Origin of the sequence: Actinacidiphila rubida, assembly GCF_900110255.1 — a bacterium.
In the GTDB taxonomy this organism is placed as follows: Bacteria; Actinomycetota; Actinomycetes; order Streptomycetales; family Streptomycetaceae; genus Actinacidiphila; species Actinacidiphila rubida.
Window position 1 is genome coordinate 35,759 of sequence record NZ_FODD01000036.1, and the last position, 17,187, is coordinate 52,945.

Consider the following 17,187-nt stretch of genomic DNA (forward strand, 5'->3'; position numbering starts at 1 on the left):
CGGTGTGGCCCGGTCGGTCAGGTGGAGGCGGCGCCGCACGCGCCGCCGTCCTCCGGTTCACCGGTCCCGCTGATCTCCCGCAACTGCGCGCGCGTGACCGCGGGCCCGGAGGCCGCGGCCCCCGGGGAGCGCAGGCCGGCCAGCTGGATGTCGAGGTAGCGCTGCCACGCGTCGGGCACGACCTCGCCGCCGGTCTCCACCACGCCGCGCATCCCCCAGAACAGGGCCATCACGTCGCCCAGTTCGATCTCCGGCGCCACCCGGCCCGACGCCTGGGCCGCCACCAGCAGTTCGGTGATCAGGTCCCGCAACTGCTCCACGCACGACGCCTTCGAGTGGCCGACCAGCTTGTCGGCGTAGCCGCGGTGCGTGCTGAGGGACCGGCCGACGACCCGCACGAACGCGTCCAGGCCCGCCCCGTCCGGCAGTTCCAGCGCGGTGCGCGCCTCCACCACCAGCTCGCGGAGCATCTCCGCGGCGATCTCGTCGACCAGGGCCTGCTTGTTGGGGAAGCGCCGGTAGACGGTGCCGACCCCGACTCCCGCGCGGGAGGCGATCAGCTCCATGCTGGCGTCCGTGCCGAACTCCGCCAGCACCTCCCGGGCGGCCGCCACCACCAGCTGGTGGTTGCGCACCGCGTCCCGGCGCAACGGCCGGGCCTGCGCGTCGGTGGCGGCCATGCTCACTCCGATCGTCCCTGTGCGGCCGCGCGGGTGGCGGATTCCCCGGTCCGTCCACCCGCGCGCTGTCATTCGGCGCTCTCGCCCACGACCGTACCGCGCGCGGCCGGTGCCGTCTCCGTTCCGGCGGTGGCCCCTACGGGGGCGCCGGGCCGGTCCGTGCCGACCGCGAGCTGCTCGGCGTCGCCGCTGACCGCGATCCGCGTGGAGTGCCGTGCCACCGGGATCAGCGTGGCGGCGAAGGCGGCCACCAGCAGCGCTCCGCCGAGCATCGCGAAGCCGTGGGTGTAGCCCGCCTCGCGCGGCAGGCCGTCGGCCGCCGGGCTCGCCGTCACGACGCTGGCCATCAGCGCGGCGCCGATGGAGCCGCCGATGGTGCGGATGTTGGCGTTCATGCCGCTGGCCACGCCGGTCTGCTCGGCCGGCACGGCGCTCACGATGAGACTGGACATCGCGGCGAAGGCCAGGCCGAAGCCGGCGCCCATGATCGCGGTGGCCAGGTACAGCTCCCAGGTCTGGGTGTGGGCGAACGCCAGCAGGGCCATCGACACGGCGCCGACCAGGGCGCCGAGCAGCACCACGATCTTGCCGCCGAAACGGGCGGCGAAGCGGTTGGAGACCATGCCCACCAGGAACATCGTCACGCTCATCGGGAGCAGGATCAGGCCGGACTGCGTGATGCTCGCGCCGAAGCCGTAACCGGTGGACTTGGGCGACTGCACGAACTCGGGCAGGAACGCGAAGACCGCGTACATCCCGACGCCGAACAGCAGTGCCACCAGGTTGTTGGTCCACACCGCCGGGCGGCGCATCATCCGCATGTCGATCAGTGGCGTCGCGGACCGGCGCTCGACCTCGACCCAGCCCACGGCCAGCACGGCCGCGGCGGTGAACAGGCCGATGATCCGGCCGGAGCCCCAGCCCCACACGGGAGCCTGGCTCAGCGCGACCAGCAGGGCCACCAGCCACGCGGACAGCAGCAGCGCGGGCGCCCAGTTGATCCGGCCGGGCGTGGTCACCGGGGACCGCGGGATGACCACGGCCGCGGCCACGGCGGCCACGATCGTGAGGATCATCGGCAGCCAGAACAGCCAGTGGTAGTCGAGCGCGTTGACGATGGGGCCGGCCAGCACGATGCCCAGGCCCGCGCCGACCGCGCTCAGCGAGGCGATGGCGCCGACGGCGCTGCTCAGCTTCTCGCGCGGGAACTCGTCGCGGACGATGCCGAAGGCCAGTGGCAGCACGCCGCCGCCGATGCCCTGGATGACCCGCGCGATGATCATGACCTGCACGTTGCTGGCGAGCGCCGCCAGCAGCGAGCCGGCGGCCAGCGCGCCGAGGGTGGCGACGAAGACCCGCTCCTTGCCGACCATGTCGCCGATGCGGCCCATGATCGGGGTGAATATCGAGGCCGACAGCAGGTACGCGGTCAGCACCCAGGTCACGGTGTTCTGCGTGGTGTGCAGATCGGCCTGGATGGTCGGAAGCACCGGGGTGACCAGGGACTGCAGCAACGCGTACGCGGTGACACTCGCCGCCAGGACCACAAAGGTCACCTGGTGGTGGGTGCGCCGTGTCTCGGACGCCATGGCACTCCTTTCCCGTGAGAAGCTGAAGCGGAACTGTGATTCCGTTAACCGCTCCAGGCTAGCCCATCTGGAATGCCGATTCCGCTTCGTGGCGGCCCCGCCGGGTGCGGGAAAGAGCACATCTGAAGCGGGAACAAACCGGAGGCGCACGCCGGCGTTCAGCCGCCGGCCCCGGACTCCCGGCGCCGCCCGCGCAGGAAGTCCTGCTCGGCGGCGTTGCCGGTCCGGCTGAGCGCCTCCGCGTAGGCGTCCGCCGCCTCCGCGCTCCTGCCGAGCCGGCGCAGCAGGTCCGCCCGCACCGCGTGCAGCAGGTAGTAGCCGCCGAGTTGGGTCGCCAGCGCGTTCACCAGCGCCAGCCCCGCGGCCGGGCCCTCGACCTCGGCGACCGCCACGGCCCGGTGCAGCGCCACGACCGGACTCGGCGCGATCGCGGCCAACTGGTCGTACAGCACCACGATCTGGCGCCAGTCGGTCTGCTCCGCGGAGGGCGCTTCGCTGTGCACCGCGTTGATCGCCGCCTGGATCTGGTAGGGGCCGGGCCTGCCCAGCCGCAGGCAGCGGCGCACCAGTTCCCGGCCCTCGGCGATCTCCGCCGCGTCCCAGCGGCCGCGGTCCTGGTCGGCGAGCAGCACCAGCCCGCCGTCCGCGGCGACCCGGGCCGCTCGCCGTGCGTCCGACAGCAGCATCAGTGCCAGCAGCCCCAGCGCCTCGGGCTCGTCCGGCATCAGCGCCACCAGCAGCCGCCCCAGCCGGACCGCCTCCGCGCACAGCGGCTCGCGGACCAGCCGGTCGCCCGAACTCGCCGCGTAGCCCTCGTTGAAGACCAGGTAGACCACCGCCAGCACCGCCCGCAGCCGGTCGGGCAGTTCACTCTCGCGCGGCACCCGGTACGGGATGCCGGCCTTGCGGATCTTGGCCTTGGCCCGCACCAGGCGCTGGGCCATGGTCGGTTCGGGCACCAGGAACGCGCGGGCGATCTCGGCCGTGGTGAGGCCGCCCAGCAGCCGCAGCGTCAGGGCCACCCGGGCGCCGGGGGACAGGGACGGGTGGCAGCAGGTGAAGATCAGCCGCAGCCGGTCGTCCCGCACGGCGCCCCCGTCCTCTCCCGTGTCGCGGCCGTCCCCGGCCCTGGCCGCCATCAACGCGGCCGCCTCGGCCTGCCGTTCGCCCCTGGTGGCCTCGCGCCGCAGCCGGTCGAGGGCGCGGTTGCGCGCGGTGGTGATGATCCACCCGGCCGGGCTCGGCGGCAGTCCGGCCCACGGCCAGCGCGCCACGGCCACGGTGAACGCGTCCTGGACGGCCTCCTCGGCCACGTCGATGTCGCCGAAGACGCCGACCAGGACGGACACGGCGCGCCCGTACTCCGCCCGGAAGACCTCCTCGATCCGCCGGCCCGGCACCTGCTCGTCCCGGCCGTCCCGCCGCCCGCGCGCAGCCAGCGTCATCGCCCCTTTCCGTCCTTCCCGCCCTGCCGGTCCCCCGCGCGGCCGGGCGCTCCGTCCCCGCCGCCCGGGCGGGAGGAGCGGGATCCGGCCACTTCGGTGCCGTCGTGTCAGCCGTCCACGAACGGGCGGACCTCGATCGGCAGCGGGATCGCCGTCGCGGCCCTGCGGCCCCACTCCAGGGCCTCGTCCAGGTCGGCGGCTTTCACGATGCAGATGCCGCCGAGGTACTCCTTGCCCTCGATGAAGGGGCCGTCCGTCATGACCGTCTCGCCGTCGGTCACCCGCACCACGGTGGCGGTGTCCGGCGCGTGCAGGCCGCCGGCGAAGACCCAGGCCCCCGCCGCCTTCAGCTCGTCGTGGAAGGCCGAGACGCCCTTCATGATGGCCTCGAGCTCGTCGGGGGCGGGCGGCGTCGCGCCGGTGGGGGTGACCACGCTCAGCAGGTACTGCTTCATGGTGTGCTCCTCGGTTCGGCCACCGGCCCTTCGCCGGTGTCCCACCTTCTACACGAACGGGGTCCCGCCGGATCGACACCCGCGCCGGTCGATTTCCGGCGAGGTTTACACGCGGTCCCCGGCGCGCTAACTTGCACCTGTGGGAGCGCTCCCACGATACGCACCGCCCGCACCACCAGCCACCCGGCCTGCCGCGCCCTTTCCTTTCCCCGCACCGGCGGCAGGCCGGGTTCACGTGGCGCGTCCCCGCCGTCGGTCCCGGACGCCGAGCGTGGCCGCCCGTAAGCTCAGGGTGGCGAAAGGAGCGAGTCGTGCGGATCTCCGATCCTCTGTACGCCGTGTACACCCGCCGGTTGCGGCGGCAGGTGCACGGCGGGGCGCTGCCCCGGCACGTCGGCCTGATCATGGACGGCAACCGGCGGTGGGCACGCCAGATGGGAATGGCCAACCCGAGCCTGGGCCACAAGTTCGGGGCCGAGCACGTCGACGACGTGCTGGGGTGGTGCGACGCCCTGGACATCCGGCACGTGACCGTGTTCGTCTGCTCCACCGAGAACCTGACGCGCCGCGGCGACCGCGAGGTCGCGTTTCTGATGCAGCTCATCGAACAGGTCGTCACCGACAAGCTGGCGCGGCCGGACGCCCGCTGGCAGGTCCACATCGCGGGCACCCTCGACGTGCTCCCGGACTCCACCGCGCACGCGCTCAAGCGGGCGGTCGAGGCCACCCGGGGCTCCACGACCGGCTGCCACGTCACCCTGGCCATCGGGTACGGCGGCCGCCAGGAGGTGATCGACGCGCTCCGCGAGCTGATGACCGAGCGCGCCGAGGCGGGGGAGACCCTCGCCGACCTCGCCGCCTCGCTCGACGTCGACGACATCGCCCGCCACCTGTACACCGCCGGGCGGCCCGATCCCGACCTGGTCATCCGCACCAGCGGCGAGCAGCGGATGTCCAACTTCCTGCTGTGGCAGAGCGCGTACTCCGAGCTGTACTTCTGCGACGCGTACTGGCCGGCGTTCCGGGAGATCGACTTCCTGCGGGCGCTGCGCAGCTACTCGGCGCGCGAACGGCGTCACGGGAGCTGATCCGCCTACTCTGGGCGGGTGTTCTCACCCCAGGGCCCCTCGCTGCGCGAACTGGCCGTCCAGGCGCTGTCGTCCGTCGAGCACGGATACGACCTGCTGGCACCGAAGTTCGACCACACGCCGTTCCGCACCCCCGACCGCGTGCTGGACGCCGTCGCCGAAACGCTCGCCCCGCTCGGCCCGTTCGGCGACGGTCTGGACGTGTGCTGCGGGACCGGCGCGGGACTGCGCGTGCTGGAGCCGCTGTGCCGCTCGGGCGTCACCGGCGTCGACTTCAGCGGCGGGATGCTGGAGGCCGCCCGCAAGGAGACCGCGGGTTCCGCCCTCCCGTCCGGAGACGTGCACTGGGTCCAGGCGGACGTGCGGGCCATGCCGTTCACCGCTGCCTTCGATCTGGCCGTCAGCTTCGGGGCGTTCGGGCACTTCCTGCCGTCCGAGCGGCCGGGCCTGTTCGCCGGGGTGCGGCGCTCGCTGCGGCCCGGCGGCCTGTTCGCCTTCCCCATCGGCGCGCCGCCGCCGGTGACCTCGCCCTGGCACTGGATGCTCGCCGGGTTCGACGCGGGGATGCGGGTGCGCAACCTGCTGTGGCGGCCGCCGTTCGTGATGTACTACCGCACCTTCCCGCTGGCCGCCGTGCTGCGGGACCTGCGGCGGGCCGGGTTCGACGCGGGGTCGGTGCCCCTGGAGGGGTTCGGCCGCCGGGCCGACGGCAGCCCGCGCTGCCGCCTCGTGCTGGCCCGTCGGCCGGACTCCCTCTGAGGAGGCCGGAGTCCGGCGCCCGCCCGTCGCGCCCGGAGCTCACGGTCCCTGCGGGCGCCCGGAGTTGACACCGGAATCCGGTCCTGAACGATGGCTGCCCGTCAGCAGGTGCCGTCGGCGATCACATAGGAGTCCGCCCCGGTCTGCTTGAGGGTGTGGACGGTGTACACGTTCCACAGGCCCATGTTCTGGTTCGAGCCGTCGGCGTACGCGTAGCCGCCGCTCTGGTGGGCGCGTCCCGCCGCGACCTGGTTGTAGTTGTTGTCGGTGAAGCACGCCCCGCTGCCGCCGCCGGTGGTCGTGGCGGTCACCGCGGACGAGACCGGTCCCGCCTTCCCCGAGGAGTCGACGGCGGCCACCGTGTACGTGTACGACGTGCCGGCCGTCAGACCGCTGTCGGTGAAGGAGGTGCCGGTGGGCGAGCCCACCGCGGTACCGCCCCGGTACACCGTGTACGACGCGGCGCCGCTGACCGCGGACCAGCTCAGCGACGCCGTCGTGCCCGTCGTCCCGGTGACCGCGAGGCCGGCCGGCGCGGGAAGGCTGCCGGTGCCGCCGCCACCGGTGCCGCCCGAGCCGTCGAGGCCCCAGAAGCGCGCGGTGTAGTAGCTGGAGCAGATGGTGTCGATGTAGTACGTGCCGGTGCTGCCGCACTGGTCGGTGGCCGAGCCCGGGTCGACCGCCAGGCCGTGGCTCATTCCCGAGATCTGGTACAGCTCCACCGCGGGCTTGCCCTGCGGGTCGTTGTAGACGCTCAGCGAGGTGCCGCCCGGCAGGGACTGGGTGCTGGACGCGGTCTGGCCGATGCCCCACGCGTTCGTCCACTGGTCGCGCAGTTCGGTGGCGTTGACCGGCTGCACGGTCGTGTCCGAGGTGCCCTGCCAGATCGCGACGCGCGGCCAGGGCCCGCCGTACCCCGGGTCGGAGGCGCGGACCTTGTCGCCCCACTGCGCCGGCGTCAGGTTGAGGCTGCCGTACTGGCACTGCGAGGCGGCGGTCTGGGTGGTGGCGCACTGCGCGGGCAGGCCGGAGTCGACCGAGCCGCCCGCGAAGACGTCCGGGTAGTCGGCGAGCAGGTCCGCGGTCATGCCGGCGCCCGCCGACAGGCCGGTGACGTACACCCGGTGGGTGTCCGAGCCGTACTGGGACGCGGCGGCCGACACCATCGACACCACCGACGCGGCCTCGCCCTTGCCGCGGGTGTCCTTGGTGGAGTCGAACCAGCTGAAGCAGGACAGCGAGTTGTTCGTGGCGCTGGTCTGCGGGAGGACGAGCGCGAAGCCCCACAGATCGGCGTACTTCTGCCAGCCCGAGTTGGCGAAGTAGTCGCTCGCGCTCTGCGTGCAGCCGTGCATGGCCACGACCAGCGGCGCGCCGGCCGGCAGGTTGGCGGGCGCGTACTCGTACATCGCGAGGTTGCCCGGGTTGGACCCGAACGACGAGACCTGTGTCAGGCCGGCGGCGCTCGCCGGGGCCGCGGAGGCGAACACGCCGAGGCCCGCGGCCAGCAGCGCGAGGACGGCCAGCACCGCGGCCAGCGCGGGGCGCCTGGCCGGCGCCCGCCGGGGAGCGGGACGGGGGGTCGGGGGAGAGGCGCGGTGGTCACGGAGGGGCGTGGGGGCACGGGAGGGAAGAGGCATGGTCGGCTCCATGGGGGGATCCGGTCGTCCGGCTGGCGTGGACGCTAGGACCGGGCCGGGACGCCGGACACGTGACAGACCGCCACCTCCGGGACCGGTGAATGGTGGCCGCCGCCATTGCGGGAGGGCACCGGCGGTGATCACGCGGCCGCGCCCGCCCCGCGCCTGGCCCGCGTCCGCTCCCCGCGGGCGGCCCCGGGCGAACCGGTGCGGCCGGTCCGGGTCCTGGGCGTTGTCGCCCTCCGGGTCCGGGCCGGCGACGCCCGCGCGCCCGCGTGGCCCGGTGCGGTCCGCGCGCGGCATGGGGCGAACCACCATGGCCGCGCCGCGAAGTATGGCCGCGGCCCACGTGTGCGGGCCTCCCCAACCTTCCTAGCGTGGCGGCCATGGAGAGCACTCAGAGCCCCGGTCCCGGCGGGGCCACGGAGGGCGCGCCGGGCGGCGCGCGCTTCCTGGCCGGGCGCACGGCCCTGGTCACCGGGGCCGCCAGCGGCATCGGGCGGGCCTGCGCGGTGGCGTTCGCCGAGGCGGGCGCCGCCGTCTACGTGGTGGACCGGGCCGCCGACGCGGCCAAGGAGGTGGCCGCCGAGATCGGCGGCACCTGCCTGGTCGCCGACCTGTCCGACCCCGACGCGGTGGACGCGCTGCCCGCCGACGCGGACATCGTCGTCAACAACGCGGGGCTGCAGCACATCGCCCCGGTCCACGAGTTCCCGCCGGAACGGTTCCAGCTGATCCAGCGGGTCATGGTCGAGGCGCCGTTCCGGATCCTGCGCCGCACCCTGCCGCACATGTACGACCAGGGGTGGGGGCGGGTCGTCAACATCTCGTCCGTGCACGGCCTGCGGGCCAGCCCCTTCAAGTCGGCGTACGTCGCGGCGAAGCACGCCCTCGAAGGGCTCAGCAAGACCGTCGCTCTCGAAGCCGCCGAGTACGGCGTCACCAGCAACTGCATCAACCCCGGGTACGTGCGGACCCCCCTGGTCGAGGACCAGATCGCCGGGCAGGCCGCCACCCGCGGGATCCCCGAGGCGGAGGTCGTGGCACGCGTGATGCTCGAACGCACCGCGATCAAGCGGCTGATCGAGCCGGGCGAGGTGGCGGCCGCCGCGCTGTGGCTGTGCTCGCCGCACACCGGCTATCTCACCGGCGCCTCGCTGCCCCTCGACGGCGGATGGACCGCGCACTAGTCCCCGTCCGGTCCCGCACCGCCCACGCGCCCCACGAACGGACTCCTTCGGCCCGAACTCCCGCGACACCCGATCCCCCCGCGCATGCCCGACGGCCCCCACCCGTCCCGTCCCTTCCGTCCCCCCGCTCGACCTCCAGAGAACGGTGAACCCCATGGCCCCTCACACCGGCGTGAACGGACCGCAACCCGCCGGGCCGCCCGGCGCCGCCCGGCCCGCCCGCACCCGACCCGCCGACCTGCGCCGCGTGGTCGCGGCCAGCCTCATCGGCACGACGGTGGAGTGGTACGACTACTTCCTGTACGGATCAGCCGCCGCGCTCGTCTTCGGGAAGGTCTTCTTCCCCGACTCCGATCCGCTGACGGGCACGCTCCTGTCGTTCCTCACCTACGCGATCGGATTCGCCGCCCGGCCCGTCGGCGCCATGGTCTTCGGGCACTACGGCGACCGCGTCGGCCGCAAGAAGCTGCTGGTGCTCAGCCTGCTGATGATGGGCGGCGCGACCACCCTGATCGGCTGCGTGCCCAGCTACGCGAGCATAGGCGTCGCCGCGCCCGTCCTGCTGACCCTGCTCCGCGTCATCCAGGGCTTCGCGCTCGGCGGCGAGTGGGGCGGCGCGGTGCTGCTGGTGTCCGAACACGGCGACGACAAGCGGCGCGGCTTCTGGGCGTCGTGGCCCCAGGGCGGGGCACCCGCCGGGAACCTCATCGCGGTCGGCGTGCTGTCGCTGATGACCACCGTGCAGAGCGACGCGACGTTCACCGCGTGGGGCTGGCGCATCCCGTTCCTGCTGTCCGCGGTCCTGGTCGGCATCGGCCTGTGGATCCGGCTGTCGGTCGACGAGTCGCCGCTGTTCAAGGACGCGCTGGCCAAGGCGGAGCAGCGCAAGGCCGAGGAGCCCGGGCAGCAGGGTGCCGTCGACCGCATCCCGGGCCTCGCGGTGCTGCGCGACCACTGGCGGGACGTGCTCGTCGCGATGGGCGCCCGCATGGCGGAGAACATCTCGTACTACGTGATCACCACGTTCGTCCTCGCCTACTGCGTCGAGCACCTCGAGATCGGCAAGCAGACCGCCCTCAACGCCGTGCTGATCGGCTCGGCCGTCCAGTTCTGCCTGATCCCGCTGTTCGGCGCGCTCTCCGACCGGGTCGGCCGCAAGCCGGTCTACCTGGTGGGCGCCGTCGGCACCGGAGCGTGGGCCTGGGCCTTCTTCACCCTCCTCGACACCAAGGACTTCCCGTCGCTGGTGCTGGCGGTGACCGTGGGCCTCGTCTTCCACAGCGCGATGTACGCACCCCAGGCGGCGTTCTTCTCCGAACTGTTCGCGACCCGGATGCGCTACTCCGGGGCCTCGTTCGGCGCCCAGTTCGCCTCCGTCGCGGCGGGCGCCCCCGCGCCGCTCATCGCGGTCGCGCTGCTCAAGTCGTACGGCGACGCCACGCCGGTGTCGGTGTACGTGTCGCTGGCCGCCGTCGTCACCGTCATCGCGCTGCTCTTCGCCCGCGAGACCAGGGGCCGCACCCTCACGGACCTGCGGAACCCGGCGGACGACGCGGCCGGCGACGGGGAGGGGTCCACCTCGGTAGTCTCTGCGTCCACGGAAATGCCCACGTCACCCGCGTGACGTGCGACGACCCGTCCGTACTCCCGGTGAGGAGCCGCAGCCGCGGCTCCTCACCGGGCCCGTTCCCAGCCGCCCGGTGGTCCCGATGCCCGAACCTGCCGCACCCATAGCGCCGTTCCTGCGCCGGCTGCTCGACCTGATCGCCGAGGACGCGCCCGCCGAGGAGTACGGTGCGGTCTCGGTGGAGGCCAGGTCCGCGGGCGCGGGCCCGGCCGACCTCGCCGAACTGGAGCGGGCCGTCGGGACCGCGCTGCGCGTGCGCCGGGTGCTGCGCCAGCACCGCCGGCGTGAGACCGAGCTGGCCGCGCTCTTCGACACCGCGGGCGACCTGGCCGCGCTGCGCGACCTCGACGCGGTGCTGCAGTCCATCGTCCGCAGGGCCCGGATGCTGCTGGGCACCGACACCGCCTACCTGACGCTGCGCGACGACGAGGCCGGCGACACGTACATGCGGGTCACCGACGGGTCGGTGTCCCCGCTGTTCCAGACGCTGCGGCTCAGCTACGGCGACGGCCTGGGCGGTCTCGTCGCGCAGACCGCCCGCCCCTACGCCAGCCCCGACTACCGCACCGACCAGCGTTTCCGGCACACCGGCTCGATCGACGAGGGCGTGCTCGACGAGGGACTGGTCGGCATCCTCGGAGTGCCGCTGCTGCTGGGCGGGCGCGGAGGAGCGGTGCGGGCGGGGGGACCCGCGGCGAACGGGGCGGGGGCGAAGGGGTCCGCGGCGAACGGGTCGGGGGCGATCGGGTCCGCGGCGAACGGGTCGGGGGCGATCGGGTCCGGCAAGGGCACAGTCGTGAACGGCTCGGGGGCGAAGGGCTCGCGAGCCGCCGTCACCGCCCCGGGCTCGGGCGACGGCGACGTCATCGGCGTGCTGTTCGCCGCGGACCGCACGCCGCGCCCGTTCACACCGGACGAGGTGGCGCTGCTGTGCTCGCTCGCCGCGCACGCCGCCATCGCCATCGACACCGCGAAGGCCATCACCGAACTCGCCGAGGCCGGCGCGGTGATCCGCGAGCACGCCGCCGCCATGCAGCGGGCCGAGGAGGCCCACGACCGGCTCACCGACCTGGTGCTGCGCGGCGGCGACCTCTCGGAGGTGGCCGCCGCCGTCGCCGGGCTGCTGGAAGGGCCGATCACCATCCACGACCCGGAGGGCCGGACGCTGGCCGCGGTCGGGCGGCGCGGCGAGGAGTTCGCGGGACCCGTGCCCGAGACCGCCTCGCTCGTACGGCACGCCGCCGACTCGCACGCCGCGGCCCGCGCGGTGTTCCGCGACAGCCGCTGGACCTGCGCGGTGCTCGCCGGCCAGGAACTGCTGGGCAGCCTCGTGCTGTACGGCCGCGGCCGGCTCGACGACTCCGACCGGCGGCTGTTCGAGCGGGCCGGCGTGGTCACCGCACTCCTGCTGCTGCTCAGCCGTTCCGTCGCCGAGACGGAGAACCGGGTGCGCGGCGAACTCGTCGCGGACCTGCTCACCGCGCCCGACCGCGACCCCGCGGGCCTGGTCGTCCGCGGTCGCCGGCTCGGCATCGACCTCGGACGGCCGTGCCTGCTGCTCGTGGCCGAGACCGCGCCGGGCCACCACGACAAGCTCGTGGCAGCCGCGGGCCGCTGCCTGTTCGGCAGCGACGGGATCAGCGCGGAGCAGTCCGGCACGGTCGTGCTGCTCCTGCCGCACGACGGGTCGCGGCCCGGCGACGCGGCCCGCGCGGCCGTCGCCCAGCTGGCGCCGCTTGTCGGCGTGCCGGTCACGGTCGCCGCGGGGGGCCCGGCCGCGGGCCCGCGCGCCATCGCCGACGCGCACGCCGAGGCCGTGCGCTGCCTGCGGGCGCTGCAGTCGCTCGGCCGGAGCGGCGACGGCGCCAGCGCCGCCGAACTCGGCTTCCTCGGCGTGCTGCTGGGCAACGACCGCGACGTCGCGTCCTTCGTCGCGGCCACGCTCGGCCCCCTGCTCGACTACGACGCCCGCCGCGGCACCGAACTCGTCCGCACCCTCGGCGCGTACTTCGCGTGCGGCGGCACGCTGACCCGCACCAAGGACGAGCTGCACCTCCACGTCAACACCGTGGTCCAGCGCCTCGACCGCATCCAGGCGCTGCTCGGCGCGGGCTGGAACGACCCGGAGCGCGCCCTGGAACTCCAACTCGCCCTCCGCCTCCACCTGCTGTCCGCCTCCTGAGCCCTGGCGCCGGACCGTCCGCTCGTGCGGGAGGACCGCCCGCGGTGGAGCAGGTCGGTCCGGCGCGGGCACCCCGTGGCCCGTATCGTGCGCGGATGATCGTGATACCTGAGGCGTTCGTGCGCGCGACCGTGGCGCGGGAGGGGGAGGCGGGGGCGGCGTGGGTCCGTGAACTTCCGCGTATCGTCGCGGAGTTGCTGGAGTGCTGGGGGTGCGTCCCGGACGGGGATGTCACGCACGGGGGTGTGGGCGTCGTCGTGCCGGTGCACGGGGACGGGCGGAGCGCGGTGCTCAAGGTGTCGTTTCCGCATCCGGGGAACGTGCACGAGCCGGACGCCTTCGTCGCGTGGGGCGGGCGCGGGGCCGTCGTGCTGTACGAGCGTGACGACGGGCGGTTCGCGATGCTGCTGGAGCGGGCGCACGCGGTGGACCTGACGCAGGTCGAGGACGGTGACGAGGTGGTGGCGGTGGCCGGGCGGCTCAGCCGCCGCCTGGCCGTGCCGGCGCCGGCCGGCCTGCCCCGGATGAGCGAACAGACCGACGCCTGGGAGAGGGAACTGCTCGCGGAGTCCGAGGAGTTGGGGCATCCGCTGCCGCGCCGCGCGCTGGCCGCCGCCGTGGCGACGCTACGGGAGTTGGGCCGCGACCAGCCCGACACCCTCGTCCACGGAGACCTGCACGGCCGGAACATCCTCCGGGCCGACCGGGAGTCGTGGCTGGCCGTCGACCCCAAGGGGTACGCCGGGGATCCCGCCTACGACGGCGGCACGCTGCTCACGTCGCGCGCGCTGACGCTGCTCGCGGCCGACGACCTCGGCAAGGCAGCGGACCGCGTCCTCGAGGTGTTCGCCGAGGCCGCCGAGCTCGACCGCGAACGCGTCCGGCGGTGGGCGCAGTTCCACGCCGTGCAGGCGTCCTTCTGGGGGCGCAGGCAGGGGTTCCGGACCGCGTGCGGTGGTCCGCGGCTGGACGACCTCACCGTGCTCGCCGACCGGCTCGCGGAGTTGCTCAGCCGGTGCGCGTAGCCCCGTCGGCCCCCGCCTTCCCGACCTCGTCCGGCGGCCGCCGTGAGGCTACGGCCCGGGTGCGGGCCGTCCGTACGCGGTGCGGGAGGCGGGCCATGCCGCCGGGGAGGACGTAGACCGCGATGACGAACAGGGTGCCCAGCAGGAACAGCGGCTGGGACAGCGGGACGCGCAGGACCGAGGGGAGGCCGGCCACGGCTCCGGAGCCCGCGAGGTCGCCCAGGCGCTGGTCGGCCCAGGTGTACGCGACACCGCCGATGAGGGGGCCCCAGCGCGAACCCGACCCGCCCAGCACCACCATGACCAGGAGGGACAGGGTGAAGTCGGAGGTGGTCGTCTGCGGGGTCGCGCCGCCGGTGAGGAGCAGGTGCACGACGCCGCCGGCCGCCGCCAGCGCGCCCGCGAGGACGAACGCGACGAGCTTGAAGCCGTAGGGACGCAGGCCCAGCACCTCCACCCGGCGCTCGTTCTCCTTGATGCCCTCCCACACCCGGCCGGTGGGGGAGCGCACCGCCCACTGCACGACGGCGAGCGTCACCACCAGGTAGGCCAGGGCGATCCAGTACAGGTTCGCGGTGTTGCCGATGCCGGTCAGCGACGACGGCAGGGCGTCCGCGGGGATCGCGCGGCCCTCCTCGCCGCCGGTCACGCCCCCGGGGTCGCGCTCCACGAGCAGCGACCCGGCCTGCGCGAACGCCAGCGTGACCATCGAGAAGGCGATGCCGGACACCCGCAGCGAGACCGAACCGAGGAGCGCGGCCAGCGCGGTCCCGGACAGCAGGCCGAGCACCACCGACGGCACGAACGGCAGCCCGGCCTCCGTCATGAAGGCGTTCGTCAGGTAGCTGCCCGCGGCGAAGTACAGGGCATGCCCGAACGACAGCAGGCCGGTCCGTCCGAGCAGCAGGTCGTAGCCGGTGGCGAGCGCCCCGAACACCAGACACAGCGCGAGGAGTTGCAGGCTGCCCGCGGAGCCGATCGGGCCGTCGAGCAGGCCCGGCAGCGGCATCGCGCTGTACGGCACGACGACGAGGACCGCGAGGGCCGCCGCGGGCCACCAGCGGGTCCACCGCCGGGCACCCGGCGGTACCGCCGCCGCGTCGGGGGCCGCCTCGCGGACCGGAGTGGCGGTGGTCATGCGAGCCTCCCGGTGAGACCGCTCGGCCGCAGGAGCAGCAGGGCGGCGAGCAGAACGACCACGGCGAGGTCGCCGAGGCCTGACGCGGTGTAGTAGTTGGCGAACTGCTGGACCAGCCCGACCCCGGCGGCGGCCAGCGCGGCACCGGCCACCGAGCCCATGCCGCCCATCACCACGACCACGAACGCGAAGATCAGCAGCGACGTGCCCTGCCCGGGATCGACGGAGCCGTAGTAGAGCCCGCCGAGGGCGCCGCCGAGCGCGGCCGCGGCCCCGCCGATCGCGAACACCAGCGTGAACGCGCGCCGTACGTCCACGCCGAGGGCGGTGACCATGGCCCGGTCCTCGACCCCGGCCCGTACCACCAAGCCGTGCCGGGTGCGGCCGAGGAACAGCCGCAGGGCGGCGAGCACCAGCAGGGCGGCCGCCAGCAGCACCAGCCGGTTGACCGGGATCCGCGCGCCCAGCAGCCCGAACGTGCCCGACAGCGCGTGCGGGCCGGGGAAGGGGCGCGCGTCGGCGCCCCAGATCGCCGAGAGCAGCGCCGGCACCGCCAGACCCACCCCGACGGTGGCCAGCACCTGTTCCCGCGGCCGGTCGTACAGCGGCCTGATCAGGGCCAGTTCGAGGACGACGGCGGCGAGCGTGCCCACCGCGGTGCCGAAGGCGACCGCCAGGACGAACCCCGCCCCCGAGGAACCGGCGCCCGGCAGGTGCCCGGAGGCGGCCCACCAGCTGCCGTACGCGCCGATGGACAGCAGCGCGCCGTGCGCGAAGTTCAGGACGTCCATCAGGCCGAAGATCAGCGACAGCCCGGAGGCCACCAGGAAGTACAGGGCGCCCAGGCCGAGTCCGGTGACGGCGAGCAGAACGACGGTGGACATCAGGCGTCCGCCTCCTCGTGCGCGGGGGAGTTCGAGCCGACACCGAGCAGCCGGCGGGTCGCCCCGGTGTCGGCCAGGAGGTCCGCGGCGGGTCCGCGGTGCGCGGTGCGGCCGTCGGCCAGCACGACGCAGGAGTCCGCCAGCCGCCGTACCAGGGCGAGGTTCTGCTCGACGAGCAGCACCGGCACCGCCCGCGCCGCGCGCTCCAGCACCAGCGCGACCTCGGTGACGACGCGCGGCGCCAGCCCCTTCGTCGGCTCGTCGGCGATGATCAGCCGGTTGCCGTTGAGCAGGGTGCGGGCGATCGCCACCATCTGCTGCTGGCCGCCGGACAGGGTGCCCGCCGACTGCCGTGCCCGCGCCTTGAGTTCGGGGAACAGCTCGTGGACCAGCGGGTAGTCGGGGGTGCCCGCGCCCGGCCGCTCCGCCAGGCGCAGGTTCTCCGCCACGGTGAGACCGGCGAACACCCCGCGGTCCTCCGGCGCGTAGCCGATGCCGCGGCGCACCAGGTCGTGGGTGGCGAGCCGGACCGTCTCCGTGCCGGCGAACCGGACGCTGCCGGTGCGCGGCACCAGCCCGAGCACCCCGCGGACGGTGGTGGTCTTGCCCGCGCCGTTGCGGCCGAGCAGCGCCGTGACGCCGGCCGGCGCCACGTCCAGGTCCACGCCGTGCAGGATGTGCCGGCCGCCGAGCACGACCCGCAACCCCCGGACGGAAAGCAGTGGTTCGGATGCCGTGGTCACAACGCCTCCCCGAGGTAGGCGGACTGCACGGTGGCGTCCGCCATGACGGCCTGCGGGGTGTCCAGGGCCAGCAGCGTGCCGTGGTGCATCACCGCCAGGCGGTCCGCCAGGCCCAGCAGCACGTCCATGTGGTGCTCGACCATCAGCACCGTGCGCCCCTCGTCGCGGTGCAGCGAGCGGATCAGCGCGGTGAGCGCAGGGACCTCCTCGGCGCTCACCCCCGCCATCGGCTCGTCCAGCAGCATCAGCCGCGGCTCGCCGACGAGCAGCACGGCCAGTTCGAGCTTCCGCTTCTCACCGTGCGAGAGCGACCCGGCGGCCGCGCCGGCGCGGTGCGCCAACCCCGTGCGCTCCAGCACGCCGGTGACCTGCCCGGCGTACGCGGCGGCCCGCCGCCACAGCCGGTACGAGCCGCCGCCCGCGGCCTGCGCGGCCAGCCGTACGTGCTCCGCGACCGACATCGCGGGCCACAGGCTGGACGTCTGGAACGTCCGGCCGAGGCCGCGGCGCGCGCGGGCCGCCACGCCGTCGGCCGTCACGTCCGCGCCGTCCAGCGCGATCGATCCGCGGACCGCCGGCACCAGGCCGCTGATCAGGTTGAACAAGGAGGTCTTGCCGGCGCCGTTGGGACCGATGAAGGCCAGGAACTCGCCCTCCCGGACGGCGAAGGACACGTCGTCGACGATCGTCGCGCCGCCCACCGACCAGCCGACGCCGTCCAGCCGCAGAACCGGTGCCACGG

15 protein-coding genes are annotated in these 17,187 nt (G+C 74.3%); 6 read left to right on the top strand and 9 right to left on the bottom strand.

What is annotated here, in order from left to right; genetic code table 11:
• Window positions 1–17: 17 nt before the first annotated feature.
• The 4 genes from BMW99_RS29670 to BMW99_RS29685 form a co-directional block, all read right to left on the bottom strand.
• The gene (locus tag BMW99_RS29670) at window positions 18–680 is read right to left on the bottom strand and encodes a TetR/AcrR family transcriptional regulator (RefSeq protein ID WP_075017892.1); all 663 of its coding nucleotides are present in this window, start codon (window positions 678–680) and stop codon (window positions 18–20) included.
• A 68-nt stretch (window positions 681–748) separates the two neighbouring features.
• Window positions 749–2,269, bottom strand: coding sequence for an MFS transporter (locus BMW99_RS29675; RefSeq protein ID WP_075017893.1), 1,521 nt, complete (start codon window positions 2,267–2,269; stop codon window positions 749–751).
• A 158-nt stretch (window positions 2,270–2,427) separates the two neighbouring features.
• Window positions 2,428–3,714 (bottom strand): RNA polymerase sigma factor, encoded by a 1,287-nt coding sequence (locus BMW99_RS29680; protein ID WP_069464057.1) that lies wholly within the window; start codon window positions 3,712–3,714, stop codon window positions 2,428–2,430.
• Between the two features lie 107 nt (window positions 3,715–3,821).
• Entirely contained in the window at window positions 3,822–4,169 is a 348-nt protein-coding gene (locus tag BMW99_RS29685; protein ID WP_069464056.1) for a YciI family protein, read from the bottom strand.
• A 311-nt stretch (window positions 4,170–4,480) separates the two neighbouring features.
• On the opposite strand from BMW99_RS29685, the gene BMW99_RS29690 reads away from it, so the two are divergent.
• Complete coding sequence (locus BMW99_RS29690) at window positions 4,481–5,257, top strand: isoprenyl transferase (RefSeq protein WP_069464055.1); 777 nt, start codon at window positions 4,481–4,483, stop codon at window positions 5,255–5,257.
• Between the two features lie 18 nt (window positions 5,258–5,275).
• A complete protein-coding gene (locus BMW99_RS29695) occupies window positions 5,276–6,016 on the top strand; it encodes a class I SAM-dependent methyltransferase (RefSeq protein WP_069464054.1) in 741 nt (246 codons plus the stop codon).
• A 101-nt stretch (window positions 6,017–6,117) separates the two neighbouring features.
• Here the strand turns inward: BMW99_RS29695 and BMW99_RS29700 are convergent, their stop codons facing one another.
• On the bottom strand, window positions 6,118–7,656 hold the full coding sequence (locus BMW99_RS29700; protein WP_079176226.1) for an extracellular catalytic domain type 1 short-chain-length polyhydroxyalkanoate depolymerase: 1,539 nt from the start codon (window positions 7,654–7,656) through the stop codon (window positions 6,118–6,120).
• Between the two features lie 386 nt (window positions 7,657–8,042).
• On the opposite strand from BMW99_RS29700, the gene BMW99_RS29710 reads away from it, so the two are divergent.
• The 4 genes from BMW99_RS29710 (at window position 8,043) to BMW99_RS29730 (ending at window position 13,680) form a co-directional block, all read left to right on the top strand.
• Window positions 8,043–8,846, top strand: coding sequence for a 3-hydroxybutyrate dehydrogenase (locus BMW99_RS29710; RefSeq protein WP_075017895.1), 804 nt, complete (start codon window positions 8,043–8,045; stop codon window positions 8,844–8,846).
• Window positions 8,847–9,000: 154 nt separating this feature from the next.
• The gene (locus tag BMW99_RS29715; RefSeq protein ID WP_075017896.1) at window positions 9,001–10,470 is read left to right on the top strand and encodes an MFS transporter; all 1,470 of its coding nucleotides are present in this window, start codon (window positions 9,001–9,003) and stop codon (window positions 10,468–10,470) included.
• Between the two features lie 85 nt (window positions 10,471–10,555).
• On the top strand, window positions 10,556–12,655 hold the full coding sequence (locus BMW99_RS41815; protein WP_245791679.1) for a helix-turn-helix domain-containing protein: 2,100 nt from the start codon (window positions 10,556–10,558) through the stop codon (window positions 12,653–12,655).
• A gap of 95 nt (window positions 12,656–12,750) precedes the next feature.
• Window positions 12,751–13,680, top strand: coding sequence for an aminoglycoside phosphotransferase family protein (locus tag BMW99_RS29730; RefSeq protein ID WP_075017897.1), 930 nt, complete (start codon window positions 12,751–12,753; stop codon window positions 13,678–13,680).
• Here the strand turns inward: BMW99_RS29730 and BMW99_RS29735 are convergent.
• Genes BMW99_RS29735 through BMW99_RS29750 form a run of 4 tightly spaced genes read right to left on the bottom strand, consistent with a single transcriptional unit; the run spans window position 13,664 to window position 17,185 of the window.
• Complete coding sequence (locus BMW99_RS29735) at window positions 13,664–14,818, bottom strand: branched-chain amino acid ABC transporter permease (protein ID WP_079138297.1); 1,155 nt, start codon at window positions 14,816–14,818, stop codon at window positions 13,664–13,666. The genes BMW99_RS29730 and BMW99_RS29735 overlap by 17 nt on opposite strands.
• Window positions 14,815–15,702, bottom strand: coding sequence for a branched-chain amino acid ABC transporter permease (locus BMW99_RS29740; protein ID WP_069462846.1), 888 nt, complete (start codon window positions 15,700–15,702; stop codon window positions 14,815–14,817). The genes BMW99_RS29735 and BMW99_RS29740 overlap by 4 nt, the downstream gene beginning before the upstream one ends.
• Window positions 15,702–16,445 (bottom strand): ABC transporter ATP-binding protein, encoded by a 744-nt coding sequence (locus BMW99_RS29745; RefSeq protein WP_069462845.1) that lies wholly within the window; start codon window positions 16,443–16,445, stop codon window positions 15,702–15,704. The genes BMW99_RS29740 and BMW99_RS29745 overlap by 1 nt, the downstream gene beginning before the upstream one ends.
• Entirely contained in the window at window positions 16,442–17,185 is a 744-nt protein-coding gene (locus BMW99_RS29750) for an ABC transporter ATP-binding protein (protein ID WP_069462844.1), read from the bottom strand. The genes BMW99_RS29745 and BMW99_RS29750 overlap by 4 nt, the downstream gene beginning before the upstream one ends.
• Window positions 17,186–17,187 lie beyond the last annotated feature (2 nt).